This window comes from Pedobacter polaris, assembly GCF_005116505.1.
Lineage (GTDB): Bacteria > Bacteroidota > Bacteroidia > Sphingobacteriales > Sphingobacteriaceae > Pedobacter > Pedobacter polaris.
Genome location: NZ_SWBR01000001.1, coordinates 345,053 through 362,348, shown reverse-complemented (window position 1 = coordinate 362,348; position 17,296 = coordinate 345,053). Strand labels below are relative to the sequence as shown.

Here is a 17,296-nt window from a genome sequence, read left to right as displayed (position 1 = left end):
GAGCTTACAAGCTCGGTTAATTTTTTGAAGTAATGTCTAAGAATAAATTTTCTAGATCTTTCCTTTCTTTACCTATACTATAAACTGAGATGCCATTTTGTATTAATAGAGCATTCATATTGCCCATGTCTTCTTTGGTTTTAAAAATTACTGATACCGTTTGCTCATCTTCTTGAACAATTTCTGCACCTGCTTTTGTTAAAATTTCAATTGCTTTTTCTTGATTATCTGTTTCAATTTTTACAGAAGGCTTGCTTAGATCATGTAGGTCACCAATTGTTCCCTGAAACAACAGCTCGCCTTTATTGATGATACCAACATGTGTGGCAGTTCTTTCAATTTCTGCTAATAAATGGCTTGATACTAAAATGGTTTTGCCATGTTTAGTTGTCAAATCAATCATTAAATTTCTTATCTCGATAATTCCGTTAGGATCTAAACCATTAGTGGGTTCGTCTAATAGCAATAACTCAGGGTCTGATATTAAAGCCAAGGCAATTCCTAAACGCTGTTTCATGCCTAACGAATATTTACCAGCTTTTTTATTTGCAGCATCTGTTAAACCAACTAAGCTTAACATTTCTGCACACTTGCTTTTTTTAATCCCTAAAAGGATGCAACGGTTAACTAAGTTTTCTTTTCCTGTTAAGTGTGCATATATTGCAGGTTGCTCTACCAAAGCTCCCATTCGTTTTAAGCTCGCAATGCGATTTGAATTTATCTCCTTACCAAAAATAAAAACTTGGTCTGATGGAGATTGCAAAAGATTTAAAAGAATTTTTATAGTAGTAGTCTTTCCTGCACCATTTGGTCCTAAGAAACCATAAATGCTTCCTTTCGGTACTTGCAAAGACAAATCTTTAACAACAGTTTGCGAACCGAAATTATAGTTTAGGCCAACAGTTTCTATAGCGAAATTGCTCATGTTATTTTAAAATTGCAGTTGTAGCTTTAACAATATTGTTTGTAGCAGTAGTTGTTGTTTTTAAAGCAACTTCTTCATCTTGGTTATTAGTTGTGCTAATAGCAAAAGCTAACACCATCATGATAAACACTGGAAATAATAAAAGTAAGAAAGGCGATACGTTCGATAACTTTTTCATGGTCTTTTTATTTAGGTTTTATGTATTCGTTTTGTTTTGTTGAACAAATAGAATAATTAAAAAAAACCTACTAAAATGTTTTAGACGAAGTGCAATTTATTATAGATAAACGGTCAAAAAGGCTAGTTTTGTAGGTGGTTGCCTGAATTAGCCTTTTGGTAGAATAAAAATGCCAGTTCGTCGAAAGTGGTAGCATAAAATAAATAGTATATTTACTTTGGATGTGATTAGAGGCACAATTAAAATATAAACTTATGAAAAGTAAAGGTGCAATAATAATGCATTCCTTGTTCTGGCTAACCATGTTAATGATTGCATTGGCAACTATTTTCTTTGGCCAAAAACATACCACATTAGATTTGGTATATTCTTATGGCTTATTTAGTGTTTTAAATCTATCGGCATTTTACATTAACTATATATTCTTAATTCCAGAATTTATTCAAAAACGGAAAAAGTATTGGTTATATGTATTTAGCTTTGTTTTTATTTTAGCTGCGAGTGTATTAATTAAAACTACAATTGCCGTATTAAATCCTGAAGATTTGCTTCAATCTATTGGCAGAAAAGGAGAAATACACCATATATCAGTTAATGAATATGTAATTGTTTCTACTTTTTTTTCTGGCTTTGTATTGGTAAGTAGTTGTATTATTAAATTTTCTGTCGATTGGTTTTCTAATGAAAAAATTCAACGCAGTTTAGAAAGCGAGAAAAAGGATATGGAATTACAATTCTTAAAGTCTCAACTCAATCCACATTTTTTATTTAACTCTTTAAATAATATCTATTCTTTAGCCTATCAGAAATCTGAAAAAACTGCTGATGCCATTTTAAAACTTTCGGAGATTATGCGTTATATGATTTATGAAAGTAATGACAGTTGGGTAGATTTAAGTAAGGAAGTAGAATATGTAACAAGTTTTGTAGAATTACAGAAATTGAGATTTAAAGATGGCGCTGCGGTAAATATCACCATTAATGGAGAAATTGATGGACAGAAAATTGTTCCTTTAATTCTCATCTCATTTGTTGAGAATGCTTTTAAGCATGGGGTTGCAAACGATCCTGAAGACCCGATTAAAATCAACATTATTGCCAATCAAAAAATACTTCATTTTAGTGTAAGCAATAAGAAAAATAAAACCAATAAAGATGCCATGGGTGGTGTTGGATTAAACAATGTAGAACGAAGGTTGCAGTTACTTTATCCCGATAGGTATAAATTAAATATTGTAAATTCGGCTACTCATTATACCACAGAATTGATGCTAGACTTATGATATTAAAATGTATTGCTGTTGACGACGAGCCTTTAGCGCTTGATATTATTGAGGATTATGTTTCTAAGGTTCCGTTTTTGCAACTGGTGAAACGTACCGAAAATGCAATTGAAGCTTTACAGCTGGTGCAAGCAGGAGGAGTAGATTTAGTGTTTCTAGATATCCAAATGCCAGATTTAACTGGAATTCAGTTCTTGAAGATTGCTAGCGGAAAAGCCAATTATATTTTAACTACAGCTTACTCGCAATACGCGCTAGAAAGTTATGATTTAAATGTTTCTGATTATTTATTGAAACCTATCGCATTTGATCGTTTTTATAAAGCAGTAGAGAAAGTTCACAATCAAATGCTAAAAGCCGAACCTGTAGCTCCTGCTCCAGAACCACCACAAATTCAGGGGATAATGTCTGCGCCAGTACAACAACAGGTGCAAGATTTTATTTTCGTAAAAACAGAACATAAAATTCAAAAAATTCAATTAGACGACATTCTCTATATCGAAGGACTAAAAGATTACATTTCTATTTTTACTAAAACTGAACGGATTATTACGCTACAGAACATGAAAAAGATGGAAGAAACTCTACCTAAAGGTGATTTTATTAGGGTGCACAAATCTTATATTATAGCATTAGATAAAATTGAAAGTATAGAACGTAGTAGAATTTCAATTGCTTCGAAGATTATTCCTATTGGAGATACTTACAGGGATGAGTTCTTTAAACTGATAGACGGAAAGAATATTTAAATTACATTGTCATTCAGAGCGAAGCGAAGAATCTATTGGTTTAACTCATCTTTATAGATTGCTCCAAAGCCGGAATGACAAAACGTTTTTAATTCGTTGACACAGGTTTAACCGTATAACCTTGTGCTCTTAATCTTTTAATTAAGCCATCTTTACCAACCAAATGCCCTGCGCCAACTGCAATAAATAAACTTTTATTCTGCATTAATGTAGGTAGCTTTTCAATCCATTTGATATTGCGGTTTTTCAATAATCTATCAGCTTCTTCTGGTGTAAAGCCATCGAGTTTGGTGAATGTTTTTTCGGTAGCTTTCAAGTTCTGTGAAATGTAATCCTTGTAGAGTTTCTCACTTGCAATTTTATTCTTTTTTTCTTCTTTAACGTAGTTAACTAGCATTTGCTTTTGTCTTTCTATGCTGCTTCCAAACAAAATTTGACCTTGTTCTTCTATAGTTTCTAAGCCTATTACCTCCTTATTATTCGCGTTGCCATAATCCTGAAAATATTGGTCAATTGCTGGATTAGTATCGGTAAAAGTTTTTGGAGCAGTCATTTGAATGATGAATGCTTGCAAAGCCATTGGGCTAAACATATTGAACATTTTAAGCTTGTACTGCCCTAATGTGCTTAAATAGTCATCAACCATTTTATATTCGGTTGGCGATAAAATTTTGTCTAATGAATTGTTTTTCAAAATCATATATGGCATTAGTTTCACAGCCATCTCTTTATTGATAATCAATTCTCCAACTACCATGTCTGCTGCCGCTAACTTCTCATTAACCACTTTCATGGTGTCTACAAAACCTTTATCTGCAAAATGATATGTGCCAAAAATGTAAGATGGTTTGGTTAAAGAGTTGCCAGAAATTTCCCAAAGTAAAGTGTTGTCTGGGTTTTTGGTTTGCGCATTAGCACATAAGCCGAGACCTAAAAAGCAGATTAAAATGTATTGGATTAGTCTCATAATGGTAATAGTTGATTTAGTTTTGCTCTAATCGCATTTTCTGCTGCTAATACTATTTCCTCAGCATTTTTATCTGTTTTGTCTATAGGAGTTAAAACTGACCATCGGATTGGATTTCCAACGGTTAAAGGAAACATTCCATAACGCACAATTTTCCATGAATTTTCTATAGCTACTGGAACAACCAAAGCATCAGGTGCCCCTTTTAAAAGAGTTGCAATTCCGCCTACCTGAAATGGCTTGAGCTTACCATCTTTTGCCCTTGTGCCCTCTGCAAATATCACAGCGCTCCAAGTATTTTCTTTCATTCTTCTACCTAACTTTATCAATTCTGAAACGGCTTGTTTACTGTCTTTTCTGTTGATATTAGCACCGCCGCCAACTCTTAAATTATAAGAAATGGAAGGAATGTTTTTAGTCAATTCTATTTTAGATATGAACTTAGGGTGGTGCTTTTTCAAGTTCCAAATCATTCCAGGAATATCATACATGCTTTGGTGATTTGCTACAAAGATAATTGGTTTATCTGATGACAGATTTTGATGATTGATAAAAGTGACTGAGTTAAATAAGGCCCAATTGCTATAAGTTAAAAAAAAGTTTAAAAAATCTACAGAAACTTTATGTGCATTATAGCCAAAAAATTTATAACAAACCCATTGTATAGGGTGAAAAATACAAAGAAATCCAAAAAATAAAATATAAAATATGGGAGTGAATATATAGCCTAAAAATTTGCTCATGTAATTTAAATTTTTCCTTCTTGTATTAATATTTTGGTTTTTAAAATGGCAGCTACACTTATGCTATCTATTATTTCTCCGTCAATAACCATTTGGTAAGCTGCTGTAAAAGGTACTTTTCGAATTGTCAATTCTTCGGTTTCCTCAGGAGAAGATTGTCCCATTTGTAATTCTTGAGCTATGAAAATAATTGCCAATTCATCGCTAACAGAATTTGATAAATGCATTTGCTGTATTTCTGTAAAGCGATTGGCAATTATTCCAGTTTCTTCTACAAGTTCTCTTTTCGCACTTTCTATAGGATCAATTCCTAATGGTCCGCCACCCTCCACAATTTCCCAACTGTAATTTTTTGTTGGAAAGCGATATTGTCCAACTAACCAAGTGTTGTATTCATTATCTAATGGTAAAATGCCAATAGCAATGTTTTTAAAGTGAACTTCGCCATAAATTCCTTTGCCACCAGCAGGGTTTAAAACTTGATGTTCAGTTACCGTAATCCAGTTATTGTCATAAATTTCTTCACTGCTTAAAACTTTCCATGGATTGCTCTCGCTCATGTTTGCAAGATACGGAGCTTTGATGAAATAATATAGTTGACTACAAAAGAAACAAGAGGAAAAATGTTGTCCATAGCATACTTGCTGTAGAAAGAAAATAAGCATAGTTATCTTTTGAATCAACATGTTTGCGAAAATCAGTGAGCAATTTTTGCATTGGTTATTCAGATGTTTATCGATTATATATTGATAAACAGTAAAAAAACTATTGTCCTCATTAAGTTAATAATAATCATTCAAAGTCACCTACACTGCTAGTTAGGAAAGCAAGCTCATTAATGATATGGTTGAGTACTTGTCTTTCGTCCATCTTACGTCCATCTTTCGTTTGAATAATACTTGTATTGGCTCTGAGTAGGAGGTTTATGATGGCTTACAATTGTTTATTGCTTGCCTGGAGGTGGTGGAATTGTAGGTTTTGTAGACTTAATTTTAGTGAAACGATAATTTAAACTCAAATTTACATTGCTTGAGTTGTTGGTAGAATAATTCTGCGAGATAAAGTTTAAACCTTGACTTACCGAATTGTTATTTCTTCGCCCAAATGGATCACTAGTACTTATGCGAACCGACCACATATTTTTGAAGAAGCTTTTGCGAGCGCCAAAACTACTACTGATAGAACCTTTATTTCTACCTTGGGCTGTGATGTTATTATTGTAATTTAGGTTAGATTCGAAAGCAGTTTTGTAAGGTAATTGCATAGAAAAACCTATTGTTGCACCATGGCTTAAGCCGTCTCTATTTAATGAAGAATTTAGATTAGATGAATAACTCCCCTGTACAATATTGAAACTAGCATTGGCAGTAATTTTATTAGTTGGACGGAAATTCCCATTTAACCAAAAAGCGATTCTAGTATTTGAACCAACATTGGAAAAAGTACTTTCTGAAATGCCATTCGGATTTACGATGCGATATCTTTCAATTACACCTTTACTAATTGAATAAGAAATTCTTGGAGTAAACGACCACTTCTGACCAAAAGCACCAAAACTAAAATCCATTTGATGGGTATAATTCGGCTCTAGATTAGGATTTCCATAAGAAATATTCAAGGTGTCTGCATTGTTTACCTGGGGGTTTAATGCATTTTCTCGAGGTCTATTGATGCGAACGCTATAAGTAGCACCAAAGTTATAACGTTTCTTAAAAAAGTGATTGATAGAGATATTGGGAAATAAGCTTAAATAAGGATTAACATTATACTTTTCACCTGTAGACAGATCAAAATTAACGTTGGTGTATTCTGCTCGTAAACCTGTTTTTAGGCTCCATCCATTTTTGCGGTAGTTATATGCGGTATAAGCCGACAGGATGTTTTCTTTAAAGAAAAACTTATTGGTAAGTTTTTGGTTGGTAATGAATTCTTGAGTTGTGTAATTGAAATTTTCTACCAAAAGATCATTGTTATTTTTACGATAATTGTAGGCTAACCCAAACTCAAATTGATCACGCTTTTTAAATACGGGTTTATCGTAATCAAGGTTAAAAGTTATACCATCGTTGCCAGTTTCATTGTTATTTTGCTGTAAACTTGGATTTAAATTACTTGGGAAAGCATAAGTTCGGTTATAAGATGTAAAATCACTATTGGAGTTGGTATTTAAGGTTACACCAATTGCCAATTTACCACCTGTTGTATCTGTTTGTAGGTTATAATCTGCATTAAAAACAAAATTTTTATTATCGCCGTCACCCAAATTAGCTTGATTACGAAGGCGGCTTTCTATATAATCTTCATTTAGATAATGAAATTGATTACCAGACACCCGATCACTACTATTTGCATTGTAATTGGTTGATAAGCGAAGGTTTTGCTTCGGGGTGATATCCCAATCAAATCCTATTCTAAAGTTGCCGCCGTTATTTTTGTTATCGTAATTATTAAACTGGTTATAATAAAAAGTAGTATCTGGGAAAAAGTTAGTTCTATAACTTTCTCCGTTGCCTTTTCCAATATTTTGCCTATAAGCAGCACTTCCGCTTAGGTTATAGTTTTTACCTTTATAAGCTGCATTTCCATAAGTATTAGTATTGCCCTGTAAACCAACATTAATACCTAAGTTGCCATTAAAACCAACCTTAAAGCCTTTTTTCATTACGATATTAAGGATGCCTTCACCATCTCCAGAATATTTTGATGGAGGATTTGTCATTACCTCAATCTTATCAATTGCATCTGATGGAAGTACGTTTAGTAAGTCTGAAATGTTGGAAGTCATGTACTCAGATGGTTTGCCATCTATAAAAACCCTAGTACTTCTTTTGCCAGCAATGGTAGCTTTTCCATCAATGTCTACTGTAACCATTGGTACATTTTTAAGTACATCTGTTGCTGTACTTCCCTCTGCTAAAACAGATGAACCAACGTTATAAGTAATTACATCTGCACCAAATTCTACCAAAGGCTTTTGAGCAGTAATTACAACTTCATTTAAGTTACTTTGCTCACTTGCTAGCTTTAAGTTACCGAGGTTCTTGTCGAAATCTTTTTCTGTGATAATAATTTCATTTATAAAAAGATTGGTAAAGCCAACGTAGCTAACTTTTACCTTGTATGTTCCGGGCTTTAGGTTAATGAACTTAAAATAACCACTTTCATCTGTTTGAATGGTTAATATTGGTTGTTCTGCCACCTCTTCAGAAACAGAAACAACGGCAAATGGAACAGCTAAGCCTCCAACTTCTTCTACAACTTTTCCTTTAATAGTACCTTTTTCAGCGGCATAAGCGCTAAAAGAAAATATATTTATAAATGCAATAGTAAAAAAATAGGGAAATAGCTTTTTCAATGTGCAGTTAAGATAAAAATTTAAAATGATTCTTCATCAGGGCGTGAACCCTGATCATCTGCTTTTTTAGTTTTCTTAAAGCCGAAATCGGTTTTGCCGAAACGGTAAGAGAAAGTTAAATTTGCCATAGTACCTTGCATATATCTACTAAAATCTACTACAGACGTAGTGCCAGTAGTTTGCATTTGCCACTTTCTGGTTGAAAATACATCTCTAACATTTAAACTTAAACTTGCCTTTTTATTTAAATCATATTTGGCACCAGCATCAACTCCATACATCGCTTTCCTAATGCCTTGTGCCATTACTTCTCTAGAACGATATTCTCCCCTAACCTGAAGTGTTACTCCGTAGGGTAATACAAAATTATTGGTTAAATTGGTGTTATAGCTAAAACCAGAGTTTTCTACAATACCAAACGCTGGTACACCCTGTATTTTACTTTGGTAAAGATTAACGTTTGCTGTAAAGTTCCACGATTTAAATAGATCGAATTTTCCAATTAACTCTAAACCACTATTGATACTTCTTGTTAAGTTTTGAGGTGTAGTAATGGTAATTCCATTTGCATCTGGTTCTGTTCTAATACGTTGTATTACATCATTAGTTTGGCGCATATAAACCGATGATATTAACGAAAACTTTGTCCAGAATTTGCTATGGCTTAACTCAAAAGCATGTACATCTTCTGGTAATAGATTCACATTCCCTTGTCTGTAATTTAATGGATTAGACACATCTAAAAATGGATTGGTATCCCAGCCTCTAGGTCTATTTACCCGACGACTATAACTTAGTTGAACTTGCTGATCACCTTTAAGTTTTTGAGTTAAGAAAACGCTTGGGTAAAGACGGGTGTAAGCTACCCTGCCTGGAATATAGTTGAGGTTAGAGTTAATGTCATAAGCTCCTAAACGTGTATCTAAAGCTGCATCTTCTGCTCTTAAACCAATTTGATAACCAAAATTATTAACCTGGTTCTGATAGTTAACATAAGCAGCATGTACCTGATCCTTATTATTAAACTCATTACTCAATGCATAATTAAAGTTGAACTGACTATTAACTGGACTTAATTCTTCGGCGTAAGTAGAGCTCTCAGCAATACGAATTTGGCTACGTAAACCAGCTTCAATTTTGCCTAATTTACCAAAAGGCAGGGTATAATCTAATTGTGCATTATAGTTTCTATTAAAGCTAAACCTATCGGTTTGTTGCACATCTAAATCGTTAACTGTTGTGCCGTTGCTATTGTAGATGTTTGTATTATAAACTTGGAAGCTATTGTTATCTCCTTGTGAAAAACCAAAATTGAATGTAAGTTCTTCTTTTGGGTTTTTAAATTTTTGTGAGAAATCTAAGTTTAAGTCAAGACTTTTTCCATCACCGTTTTCTACATTTCTTCTTCTACTTAATTCTATAGGATTTCTTGCGGCACCTAATCTATCGATGCTTAAAAGCTCATTTTCATCTTCATTTCTAAGATTAAAGCCAGTTGAAAAGCTGATTACACTTTTTTCGGCTAGGTAATAATCAATCCCTGCTTTTAAATTATGACTCTTATTTAGATCATTAGAGTTAGAAAGTTGGTCTGCAAAACTAGTAGGAACAGTTGGATTGGCAGGATCTATATAATCTATATTATTGTAACCACCACCTAAACGATTGCCATATCGATAGCCATAATTCCCGTATAGGTTTATTTTTTTGTTTTGAAAACTTAAGCTTGTGTTTGCATTGTAATTATCACGATTACCGGCTGATAATGCCAATGAACCATTAAAACCTAGTTTTTTGTTTTTCTTTAAAACAATGTTGATGATGCCTGATTGACCTTCGGCATCATATTTTGCAGAAGGGTTGGTAATTAACTCAACACTTTCAATTGAGCTTGCCGGAATAGATTGCAAAATTTGAGCGATATTACCACCAGCAATTAGCGATGGTTTTCCATCAATTAAAACCCTAACACCGGCCGAACCGCGTAAGCTTACATTTCCATCTATATCAGTTTGCACAGATGGAACATTTTGCAATAAATCTGATGCAGAACCACCTTCACTTACCAAACTTTGATCAACTGAGAATACTTTTTTATCAATCCCCAATTGCATGGTAGTTTTTGGAGCAGTTACGGTAACCTCATTTAAAATGTTTCCTTTAGCAGTTTTCATTTTTATATTTCCAAAATCAACTACTTTAATAACATCTGATATAGAAACGGAGTCTCTAACCATGGTTTGAAAGCCTACATAACTTGCTTTAAAAGTAAAAACACCTTTTGGAAGGTTAGTCATGGTAAAAGCACCATCAACATCTGTTTGAACAATTTTAACGGTTACTTTTGTTTTTCTATCCAATAGAATTGCCGAAGCAAATGGAATAGTTTCGTTGGTTTGTGCATCAACAATTTTTCCGCTTATTTTACCTTCTCCTGTAGTCTGTGCAGAAAGTTTTACCGTTATCATACAAAAAGTTAGTACGAATAATAGAACTTTGCTAGTAATGTGTCTCATCTAAAATCTTTATCGTTGTGTTTTCCTTTTAAAAAGACAAAGGTCGAGCATGAAGGTTTAAAAAAAGAGGCGTAACTATTTTATTACAGCTATTTTATGCTTAATTACGGTAATATTTTTGATAACGAAGGGATAAGTTATACAACATTTAGAGCACTGGTAACACAACTTTTACTAGAAGGAAAAACCACTGGTCCAGATCACTCTGAAGCGATGTTGCATTACACCAAAATGAACAATCAGCGAATGAATAGGGTTGAAAAAACAACTTCCTTATCAGATGAAATTTTGGAAACCGTTGCTAAGATAAAAGTTAAATATCATTTTTTGGTGATTAGTGAAGGATGGTGTGGAGATGCTGCTCAAATTGTACCAGTAATTGACAAAATAGTTTCATCTGCGCCAAATAAATTTGATTTGAAGCTAGTTTTGAGGGATAAAAATTTGCCCTTAATAGATGCACACTTAACAAATGGTGGAAGGGCAATTCCTGTGTTGTTAATTTTAGACGAAAATAAAAATCTAGTTTTACCAAAGTGGGGACCAAGACCTGCTGTTCTGCAAGCTTTATTGGCTGATTGGAAACGAGAGACTGAAGACATGGGGCTAATTGCAGAAAGATTGCATGGATGGTATGCTAAGGATAAAACTCAAGCTACACAAGCCGAATTAGTAGCGGTATTAAGAAAGTTAAAATAGTTTAATGAATAATGTATCGCTCACAGCGAAAATCTCATTTGAATACTAATCAACCGAAACAGTTAATCCTTCTTGTTGTAAAATTTTACGGTAAACTTCCATCTCTGTAAAAGATCCTTCTAAAACAGCACATTTGCCTTTGTTGTGTACTTCCCAAGCAATTTTTTCGCCTTGTGCCTCACTGTAATCCAAGTATTTCATCATACACCAAATTACATGTTCGAAAGTATTTACATCATCATTCCATAATATTAAACGATGAACAGTTTTTAAAGAGGTTAATATCTCTTCAAGTGTAAATGTTTCTTCCTTGGTTTCTGTAGACATAGTGCAAAAATAAACAAAAGTAACAAGTAGTTGGTATCAAGTAGGAAGATTAATGCAATTCAAAAATCTCGTCGCATACATCTTTTGAAATTCGTTACATTTGTTATTCAAATCAAACCAAAATGCATAGTTCAAGAATCGCTGGTATCGGCTATTACGTTCCGAAAAATGTTTATACCAATAATGATCTTTCTCGTTTTATGGATACCAACGACGAATGGATCCAGGAAAGGACTGGGATAAAAGAACGTCGTTTCGCTGATAGATTGGAAGAAACTACCACTACTATGGGCGTAGAGGCAGCTAAGATTGCAATTGAAAGAGCTGGCATTACGGCACAGGATGTTGATTTTATCATCTTCGCCACCTTAAGCCCAGATTATTATTTTCCTGGTTGTGGCGTTTTGCTACAACGTGAAATGAAAATGAAAGATGTTGGTGCATTAGACGTGCGTAATCAATGTTCTGGATTTTTGTATGCTTTATCTGTAGCAGACCAATTTATTAAAACTGGAATGTATAAAAATATTTTGGTGGTTGGCTCAGAAAAACATTCATTCGCAATGGATTTCGAAACCCGTAGTCGCAACGTTTCTGTAATTTTTGGAGATGGAGCAGGGGCTGTGGTTTTACAGCCAGCTAAAAAGGAAGGACAGGGAATTTTAAGTACACATTTGCATAGCGATGGTGCAGATGCCGAAATACTGGCTATGTTTTACCCAGGAGCGGCAGCAAATAAGTGGCTTCCAGACAAACCAGGTTATCCTGAGCAAGAATTGGGCGGTTTGTTTATGACAACAGAACAATTGGAAAGTGGAGCCGCATTGCCGTACATGGATGGGCCGGCAGTGTTTAAAAAGGCTATTGTGAAGTTTCCAGAGGTAATTAAAGAAGCATTGAAAGCTAATAATCTGGCTGAAAAAGATATTGATATGCTGATCCCTCATCAGGCAAATTTGCGTATTAGTCAGTATGTGCAAAACTTACTAGGTTTAAGTGACGACAAGGTTTTTAACAACATTCAAAAATACGGTAATACAACTGCTGCCTCTGTGCCAATTGCTTTATGTGAGGCTTGGGAGGCAGGAAAAATTAAAGAAGGCGATTTGGTTTGTTTGGCTGCCTTTGGCTCAGGTTTTACTTGGGCAAGTGCTTTAATTAGATGGTAAACTGATGTACGATTTTAGATTGACAAATTACGATTGCCTATTACAGAATAAGTTGCGTAAAGCTTATCTAAGCTTTTTTATCTTTGGTTTTTATAATTAACTATATCTTTCTGACTTCGGACATCTGACTTTCGGACTAAAAAATAAAATATGTTTAAACTAGGTGATTTTGTTCGTTTTGTAGACGAAAAGAGAGAAGGATATGTGACGCGTTTAATCGATGCACAAACTTTGGGGGTAACTGATACAGATGGATTTGAAATTCCGGTAGCAATAAGTAATTTAACGCATGTTCATGGACATACTTCAAATCCAATTACGCAGGGCGATAATCAAAAGCAAGTTACAGTTGATGATGAATTTAAAGAAGTAGGGATTTATCTGGCAGTTGCCGAAGACTCTAAAGCTAGTGCTGTTGCTCATTTTACATTGATCAATAATACTTCGTATCAACTTTTGCTAAGCTTAAAAACTGATAAAAAAGGCATTTACAAAGGTGAATTCGCGAGTGTGGTACAGGCTAAAACAGCCACGCAATTATATAGTGCTAACTTAGGTGATTTAGAAGTTTGGCCAGAGTTTATATTTCAAATTCTCTACTTCAGCACAGCGAATGTTAAGCCAAAAGACCCAATAAATTTAATTAGAAAGTTTAAAGCGAAGGATTTCAGTGGCGCAAAAAAGCAAGTCCCAGAAATTAATAAATACGCATGGCTAATTCAATTAGACGAACCTGTCCCTTTAATTGATGCCCAAAAATTAAAAGAAAGTTTTTTTAAGGTGCCTTCAGAAAAACCAAAAGTTGCCCAACCATCACCTGAAATAGATTTACATATCGAAAAAATTAGAGACGATTATCAATTCTTAGGTCAGTCTGAAATTGTGGATATACAATTAGCTTATTTTCAGCAAATGCTGGATGCGGCTATCGTGCACCAAATGACATCAATTGTGTTTATACATGGCGTGGGTAATGGAACATTAAGGCATCATATTCATAAAGCCATAAGTAAACATCCGCAGGTACGAACTTTTATGGATGCCCGAAAGGAAAAATTTGGTTTTGGTGCTACAGAAGTTTTTTTTAAGATTTAAACTCCAAATTGGCGCAGGTGATGATCAGTATGTTTCCATAATAAAACATCCCACTGTTGTGTGCTCATTTTGCCAAAGATGGGATGTTTTATGGCTAGGCTATCTTTTTGGGCATCAAATTTATTAATCAAGTTGATAAGATTTTGTTTTTCGGCTTCTAAGTTTGGATCAAAGCTGACTATAAAACTTTTATGGGTTGGTAGATTTTTCTCAAATGGCTCTTCCTTCATTAATTTCTTTTTAATGATTGGGCCTAAAATCATAAAAATCAAATTACGGTGTAGCTTCAATTCGCCAATGCCAACTTTTATTGGGGCTTGTGCATGCAATAACATTTGTGAAACGGACATTTTGCCCCATTCCCTTTCGCTACCCTCATTTAAAGAGGCAATGCGATCAATTATCTCTTGACGTTCTTTGGCGTTGAATAAAGATTTCATTTATTTAGATTCTGTTTTATTGACAATTTTAATTGTACTTTTTTGATAACCAAACCTGCCAAATAAATCAGTCCCTTCAATTTTTAAGGTATAAGTACTTGGTTTATCAGCAGCATAAAATGATATGTTTGCTTTTCCATTTTCATCGGTTACTACATTCGCATCCCAAAATATGGTAGCTCTTAGATCTGGTGTTTTAACATCTTTGTTAACAGCGTATTTTGGACTGTAAAATTCTTTTGCCATGTAGATAGGTAATGGTCTGTAAACATAAATACCAGGTGTGGTAACTACCCATGGCCCTTTACCACTACGAGTTTTAATATCTAAATAATAATGACTTATTCCTCTAAAGACTTTAATATTAATGATGTCTTCTGCGCTTAGGATATTAAAAATTTGTTTATTTACTAAGAAAACATCTGGAAGAACAGCAGTTCTACTAACCTGAAATGGATGTGATTGATAAGGCACATTGTTTATTTGATCATCCGTTCCAGAAGCAATAAAATGTGTATTAATTCCATCTATCATTACATGAGATACGAGATAACCACCAATTAAAAAATTATAAAAATTATGCCTTCTTGGTCTAGAAGGAGCGCCATAGCTCACTCCTTCAACATCAAAAGTATCCTTTTGAATTCCAAATGCTCCATCTGCATAAAAATTGCCTATGGTAAATGCAGGGATTTTTTCATTCATTAAATCCATTAGTGTCTTGCGAGGTACTTTTTTCAATTCCTCTTCTGTTATTTCTTTCATGAACTTTGCATCCCAAGCGGTCTTCAACCTAAACTCTTTAAGTTTGGCTTGGCCTTTTATTTCTACTTCTTTTAAGGCGTTGCCTTCTAATGCTAATTGTTGTCTTTGCGTTGGAGTTTTTCTCTGGTCTACATTTTTATAATAGCTTAAAATAGTGGTATCTGCGTTTACGTACCAAGGGCTTATTTTTTGTGCAAAATTGATATCCTTTGCAGGTGTAAACTCATCAACAGTAATTGTTGCCAAAGCAGTTTTTCCTTTGGCATTTTTGATTTTTATAGTATAAGCGGCACTATCTAGAAATGGGAGTTCTTTAAATTTAAAAGAGCCATCGGCATTGCTAACCGTATCTGTTAAAAAAATGGTTTTACCGAGTGACATTAGTGTCAACTTGATATTTGGCACAGGATTTTTAAGCAGGTTAGTAAGTCGACCATTGATTTCGTTACCCTTTTCTGCCTTAAATTGCACTTGTGGAGTTTTTTTCAAAACCTCATCCCAATTATAACCTACCCAGCCCTGGGTAAGCAACAGATGATCTAAAGCCAACAAAGTAGAAGGATTCTCATCCTTGAAATACCATGATGGATTTTCGATATTTCCTTTTAAATCACTCTGCAATAAAAAATAACTGGTAATGTTTTCTTCGTCATTCGTATGTTTCACTTGTGCGTCATCGGTTACGGTAATAGCAAAACTTCCGCTTAATGGCGAACCGTCCTCTTTTGTTACCGTAAGCTCCAAGTTCACACTATCCCTTGGTTTGTAAATGCCGCTGTTTGTTGCAAATTTTAGATTGATCTTAAGTTTTCGGTTGATGAAGACTTGGCGTTCATTTACAGGTGTTCCCTCTGGAGAGAATAATGTGAAATGGATAATGCCATCAGGGAAATCTTGTTTAGCTAGCTTTAATGTACTGAAACCATTTTTCAAATTAAGGTCAACTTTCATTATAGTTTCTCCAGAAACTTGGGCCAACAACTGGTAACCATCTAACCTTTTGCTATCGCTGGACTTAATATACACGTACAGCGAATCGTTTTTAGAAAGCTGGTCTATGCGTAGGGTAGTACCCTCTTCTTTCGCTGTTGGAAGAAGCTGCTTCTGTTCTTTCCCATTAAGGCTATAAACGGCAGTATAAATTTCGCCCTTTGTTGGCAGCAGATAAAAACTGCCCATGCCCTTATTGATAACCTGCAATTCAGCCTGGGTTTCGTTTTTATTGTTTATAATTTTACAAAAAATATCTTTTCCCAATCCATCGGCTCCGATTGCCTTAAATGCAACCTTACCGAAAATGCCGTTAACCATATGGCCACCTTCGGGCATGAACTGGAGATCTATCTGGTCTACTTCCTGTAAACTGATAGGTAGCACTGATTGTCGCGATCGATCTTTTTTATCGGTGATGATAAAACTGTAGTTCCCATTGATCTTGTTATCTCCCAAAGGGATTTGCGTTTCTATTACACCCTGCAGAGAGGTCTGCAGATCGGCCTTCATCAGTCGCTTTTTATCGTTCATCAGCACAATTTCCACATCCTTCAGCCCTGCTGCCTCATTTTTAAGATTGGTAATCCTAACCTTTAGATCGAGTATTTTTTTTCCTGCAGTATTCAGTTTCTGGTGCGCATCTAACAACCATGTCTTATCTCCGGCATTGCCGATATAAAAACTCTTCTGGAAGAAGTAATCGCTACCGAAATTCTGTTGCCAGTTGCTATAGGCCCTGATTACGTAGGTGCCTTCTGCTAACTTGTTGGTAAGGGCAAAATCTCCATAGCCTAGGCCATTGTTTAGAGCAATTACCCTGTTCTCGATAAATTTAAGACTATCATTAAAAAGTTCTACATAAATTTTGTCTGTTCTAATGCTTGCTGTGTGATCCCCATTTAATAAAAAACTCTTAAACCAAAGTGTATCGCCAATGCTATAATAAGGCTTGTCAAAAGATAGATATAGTTTTTCAGCTGGAAAGAGCTTGTTATAAGCATCTATCTTATTGGCAATATTATTCGCTTTTTGCGCCATTATATTAAGGGCCAAGGCAAGAAAAATACTCAATACAATAAGCGGCTTTTTCAT

15 protein-coding genes are annotated in these 17,296 nt (G+C 34.5%); 5 read left to right on the top strand and 10 right to left on the bottom strand.

All coding sequences use genetic code 11. The annotated features are described in order from the left end of the window. Positions 1-16 precede the first annotated feature (16 nt). Positions 17-925: an ABC transporter ATP-binding protein gene (locus FA048_RS01620; RefSeq protein ID WP_136838302.1), complete on the bottom strand. Its 909-nt coding sequence runs from the start codon at positions 923-925 to the stop codon at positions 17-19. 1 nt (position 926) lies between these two features. Next, positions 927-1,103 carry a hypothetical protein gene (locus FA048_RS19660; protein ID WP_169306792.1) on the bottom strand — a complete coding sequence of 59 codons (177 nt, stop codon included), beginning with the start codon at positions 1,101-1,103 and terminating at the stop codon, positions 927-929. Positions 1,104-1,357: 254 nt separating this feature from the next. On the opposite strand from FA048_RS19660, the gene FA048_RS01615 reads away from it, so the two are divergent. Both FA048_RS01615 and FA048_RS01610 read left to right on the top strand, forming a co-directional pair. Beyond that, a complete protein-coding gene (locus FA048_RS01615; protein WP_136838300.1) occupies positions 1,358-2,386 on the top strand; it encodes a sensor histidine kinase in 1,029 nt (342 codons plus the stop codon). Beyond that, positions 2,383-3,135: a LytR/AlgR family response regulator transcription factor gene (locus tag FA048_RS01610; RefSeq protein WP_136838298.1), complete on the top strand. Its 753-nt coding sequence runs from the start codon at positions 2,383-2,385 to the stop codon at positions 3,133-3,135. The genes FA048_RS01615 and FA048_RS01610 overlap by 4 nt, the downstream gene beginning before the upstream one ends. Before the next feature lie 88 nt (positions 3,136-3,223). On the opposite strand, the gene FA048_RS01605 is transcribed toward FA048_RS01610, so the two are convergent. The 5 genes from FA048_RS01605 to FA048_RS01585 form a co-directional block, all read right to left on the bottom strand. Then, complete coding sequence (locus tag FA048_RS01605; protein ID WP_136838296.1) at positions 3,224-4,102, bottom strand: TraB/GumN family protein; 879 nt, start codon at positions 4,100-4,102, stop codon at positions 3,224-3,226. Then, positions 4,099-4,845: a lysophospholipid acyltransferase family protein gene (locus tag FA048_RS01600; RefSeq protein ID WP_136838294.1), complete on the bottom strand. Its 747-nt coding sequence runs from the start codon at positions 4,843-4,845 to the stop codon at positions 4,099-4,101. The genes FA048_RS01605 and FA048_RS01600 overlap by 4 nt, the downstream gene beginning before the upstream one ends. A gap of 5 nt (positions 4,846-4,850) precedes the next feature. Then, positions 4,851-5,405 carry an NUDIX domain-containing protein gene (locus tag FA048_RS01595; RefSeq protein WP_136838292.1) on the bottom strand — a complete coding sequence of 185 codons (555 nt, stop codon included), beginning with the start codon at positions 5,403-5,405 and terminating at the stop codon, positions 4,851-4,853. 383 nt (positions 5,406-5,788) lie between these two features. After that, positions 5,789-8,200 (bottom strand): TonB-dependent receptor domain-containing protein, encoded by a 2,412-nt coding sequence (locus FA048_RS01590; protein WP_136838290.1) that lies wholly within the window; start codon positions 8,198-8,200, stop codon positions 5,789-5,791. Positions 8,201-8,220: 20 nt separating this feature from the next. Then, a complete protein-coding gene (locus tag FA048_RS01585) occupies positions 8,221-10,668 on the bottom strand; it encodes an outer membrane beta-barrel family protein (protein WP_225872449.1) in 2,448 nt (815 codons plus the stop codon). A gap of 144 nt (positions 10,669-10,812) precedes the next feature. On the opposite strand from FA048_RS01585, the gene FA048_RS01580 reads away from it, so the two are divergent. After that, positions 10,813-11,415: a thioredoxin family protein gene (locus FA048_RS01580; RefSeq protein ID WP_136838286.1), complete on the top strand. Its 603-nt coding sequence runs from the start codon at positions 10,813-10,815 to the stop codon at positions 11,413-11,415. Positions 11,416-11,460: 45 nt separating this feature from the next. Here the strand turns inward: FA048_RS01580 and FA048_RS01575 are convergent, their stop codons facing one another. Next, the gene (locus tag FA048_RS01575) at positions 11,461-11,742 is read right to left on the bottom strand and encodes an ATP-dependent Clp protease adaptor ClpS (protein WP_090991709.1); all 282 of its coding nucleotides are present in this window, start codon (positions 11,740-11,742) and stop codon (positions 11,461-11,463) included. 122 nt (positions 11,743-11,864) lie between these two features. Between FA048_RS01575 and FA048_RS01570 the strand changes: the two genes are divergently transcribed. Both FA048_RS01570 and FA048_RS01565 read left to right on the top strand, forming a co-directional pair. Continuing rightward, positions 11,865-12,911: a 3-oxoacyl-ACP synthase III family protein gene (locus FA048_RS01570; protein ID WP_136838284.1), complete on the top strand. Its 1,047-nt coding sequence runs from the start codon at positions 11,865-11,867 to the stop codon at positions 12,909-12,911. A gap of 150 nt (positions 12,912-13,061) precedes the next feature. Beyond that, positions 13,062-14,006, top strand: a complete 945-nt coding sequence (locus FA048_RS01565) for a Smr/MutS family protein (protein ID WP_136838282.1) — start codon at positions 13,062-13,064, stop codon at positions 14,004-14,006. Here the strand turns inward: FA048_RS01565 and FA048_RS01560 are convergent. Beyond that, complete coding sequence (locus FA048_RS01560; RefSeq protein ID WP_136838280.1) at positions 14,003-14,446, bottom strand: DUF1569 domain-containing protein; 444 nt, start codon at positions 14,444-14,446, stop codon at positions 14,003-14,005. The genes FA048_RS01565 and FA048_RS01560 overlap by 4 nt on opposite strands. Further along, the gene (locus FA048_RS01555; RefSeq protein ID WP_136838278.1) at positions 14,447-17,296 is read right to left on the bottom strand and encodes a hypothetical protein; all 2,850 of its coding nucleotides are present in this window, start codon (positions 17,294-17,296) and stop codon (positions 14,447-14,449) included. It lies immediately after the preceding gene.

Coding starts and splice junctions, on each gene's coding strand:
- FA048_RS01620 (WP_136838302.1), bottom strand. CDS start 925: ATGAGCAATTTCGCTATAGAAACTGTTGGCCTAAACTATAATTTCGGT.
- FA048_RS19660 (WP_169306792.1), bottom strand. CDS start 1,103: ATGAAAAAGTTATCGAACGTATCGCCTTTCTTACTTTTATTATTTCCA.
- FA048_RS01615 (WP_136838300.1), top strand. CDS start 1,358: ATGAAAAGTAAAGGTGCAATAATAATGCATTCCTTGTTCTGGCTAACC.
- FA048_RS01610 (WP_136838298.1), top strand. CDS start 2,383: ATGATATTAAAATGTATTGCTGTTGACGACGAGCCTTTAGCGCTTGAT.
- FA048_RS01605 (WP_136838296.1), bottom strand. CDS start 4,102: ATGAGACTAATCCAATACATTTTAATCTGCTTTTTAGGTCTCGGCTTA.
- FA048_RS01600 (WP_136838294.1), bottom strand. CDS start 4,845: ATGAGCAAATTTTTAGGCTATATATTCACTCCCATATTTTATATTTTA.
- FA048_RS01595 (WP_136838292.1), bottom strand. CDS start 5,405: ATGAGCGAGAGCAATCCATGGAAAGTTTTAAGCAGTGAAGAAATTTAT.
- FA048_RS01585 (WP_225872449.1), bottom strand. CDS start 10,668: ATGATAACGGTAAAACTTTCTGCACAGACTACAGGAGAAGGTAAAATA.
- FA048_RS01580 (WP_136838286.1), top strand. CDS start 10,813: ATGCTTAATTACGGTAATATTTTTGATAACGAAGGGATAAGTTATACA.
- FA048_RS01575 (WP_090991709.1), bottom strand. CDS start 11,742: ATGTCTACAGAAACCAAGGAAGAAACATTTACACTTGAAGAGATATTA.
- FA048_RS01570 (WP_136838284.1), top strand. CDS start 11,865: ATGCATAGTTCAAGAATCGCTGGTATCGGCTATTACGTTCCGAAAAAT.
- FA048_RS01565 (WP_136838282.1), top strand. CDS start 13,062: ATGTTTAAACTAGGTGATTTTGTTCGTTTTGTAGACGAAAAGAGAGAA.
- FA048_RS01560 (WP_136838280.1), bottom strand. CDS start 14,446: ATGAAATCTTTATTCAACGCCAAAGAACGTCAAGAGATAATTGATCGC.
- FA048_RS01555 (WP_136838278.1), bottom strand. CDS start 17,296: ATGAAAAAGCCGCTTATTGTATTGAGTATTTTTCTTGCCTTGGCCCTT.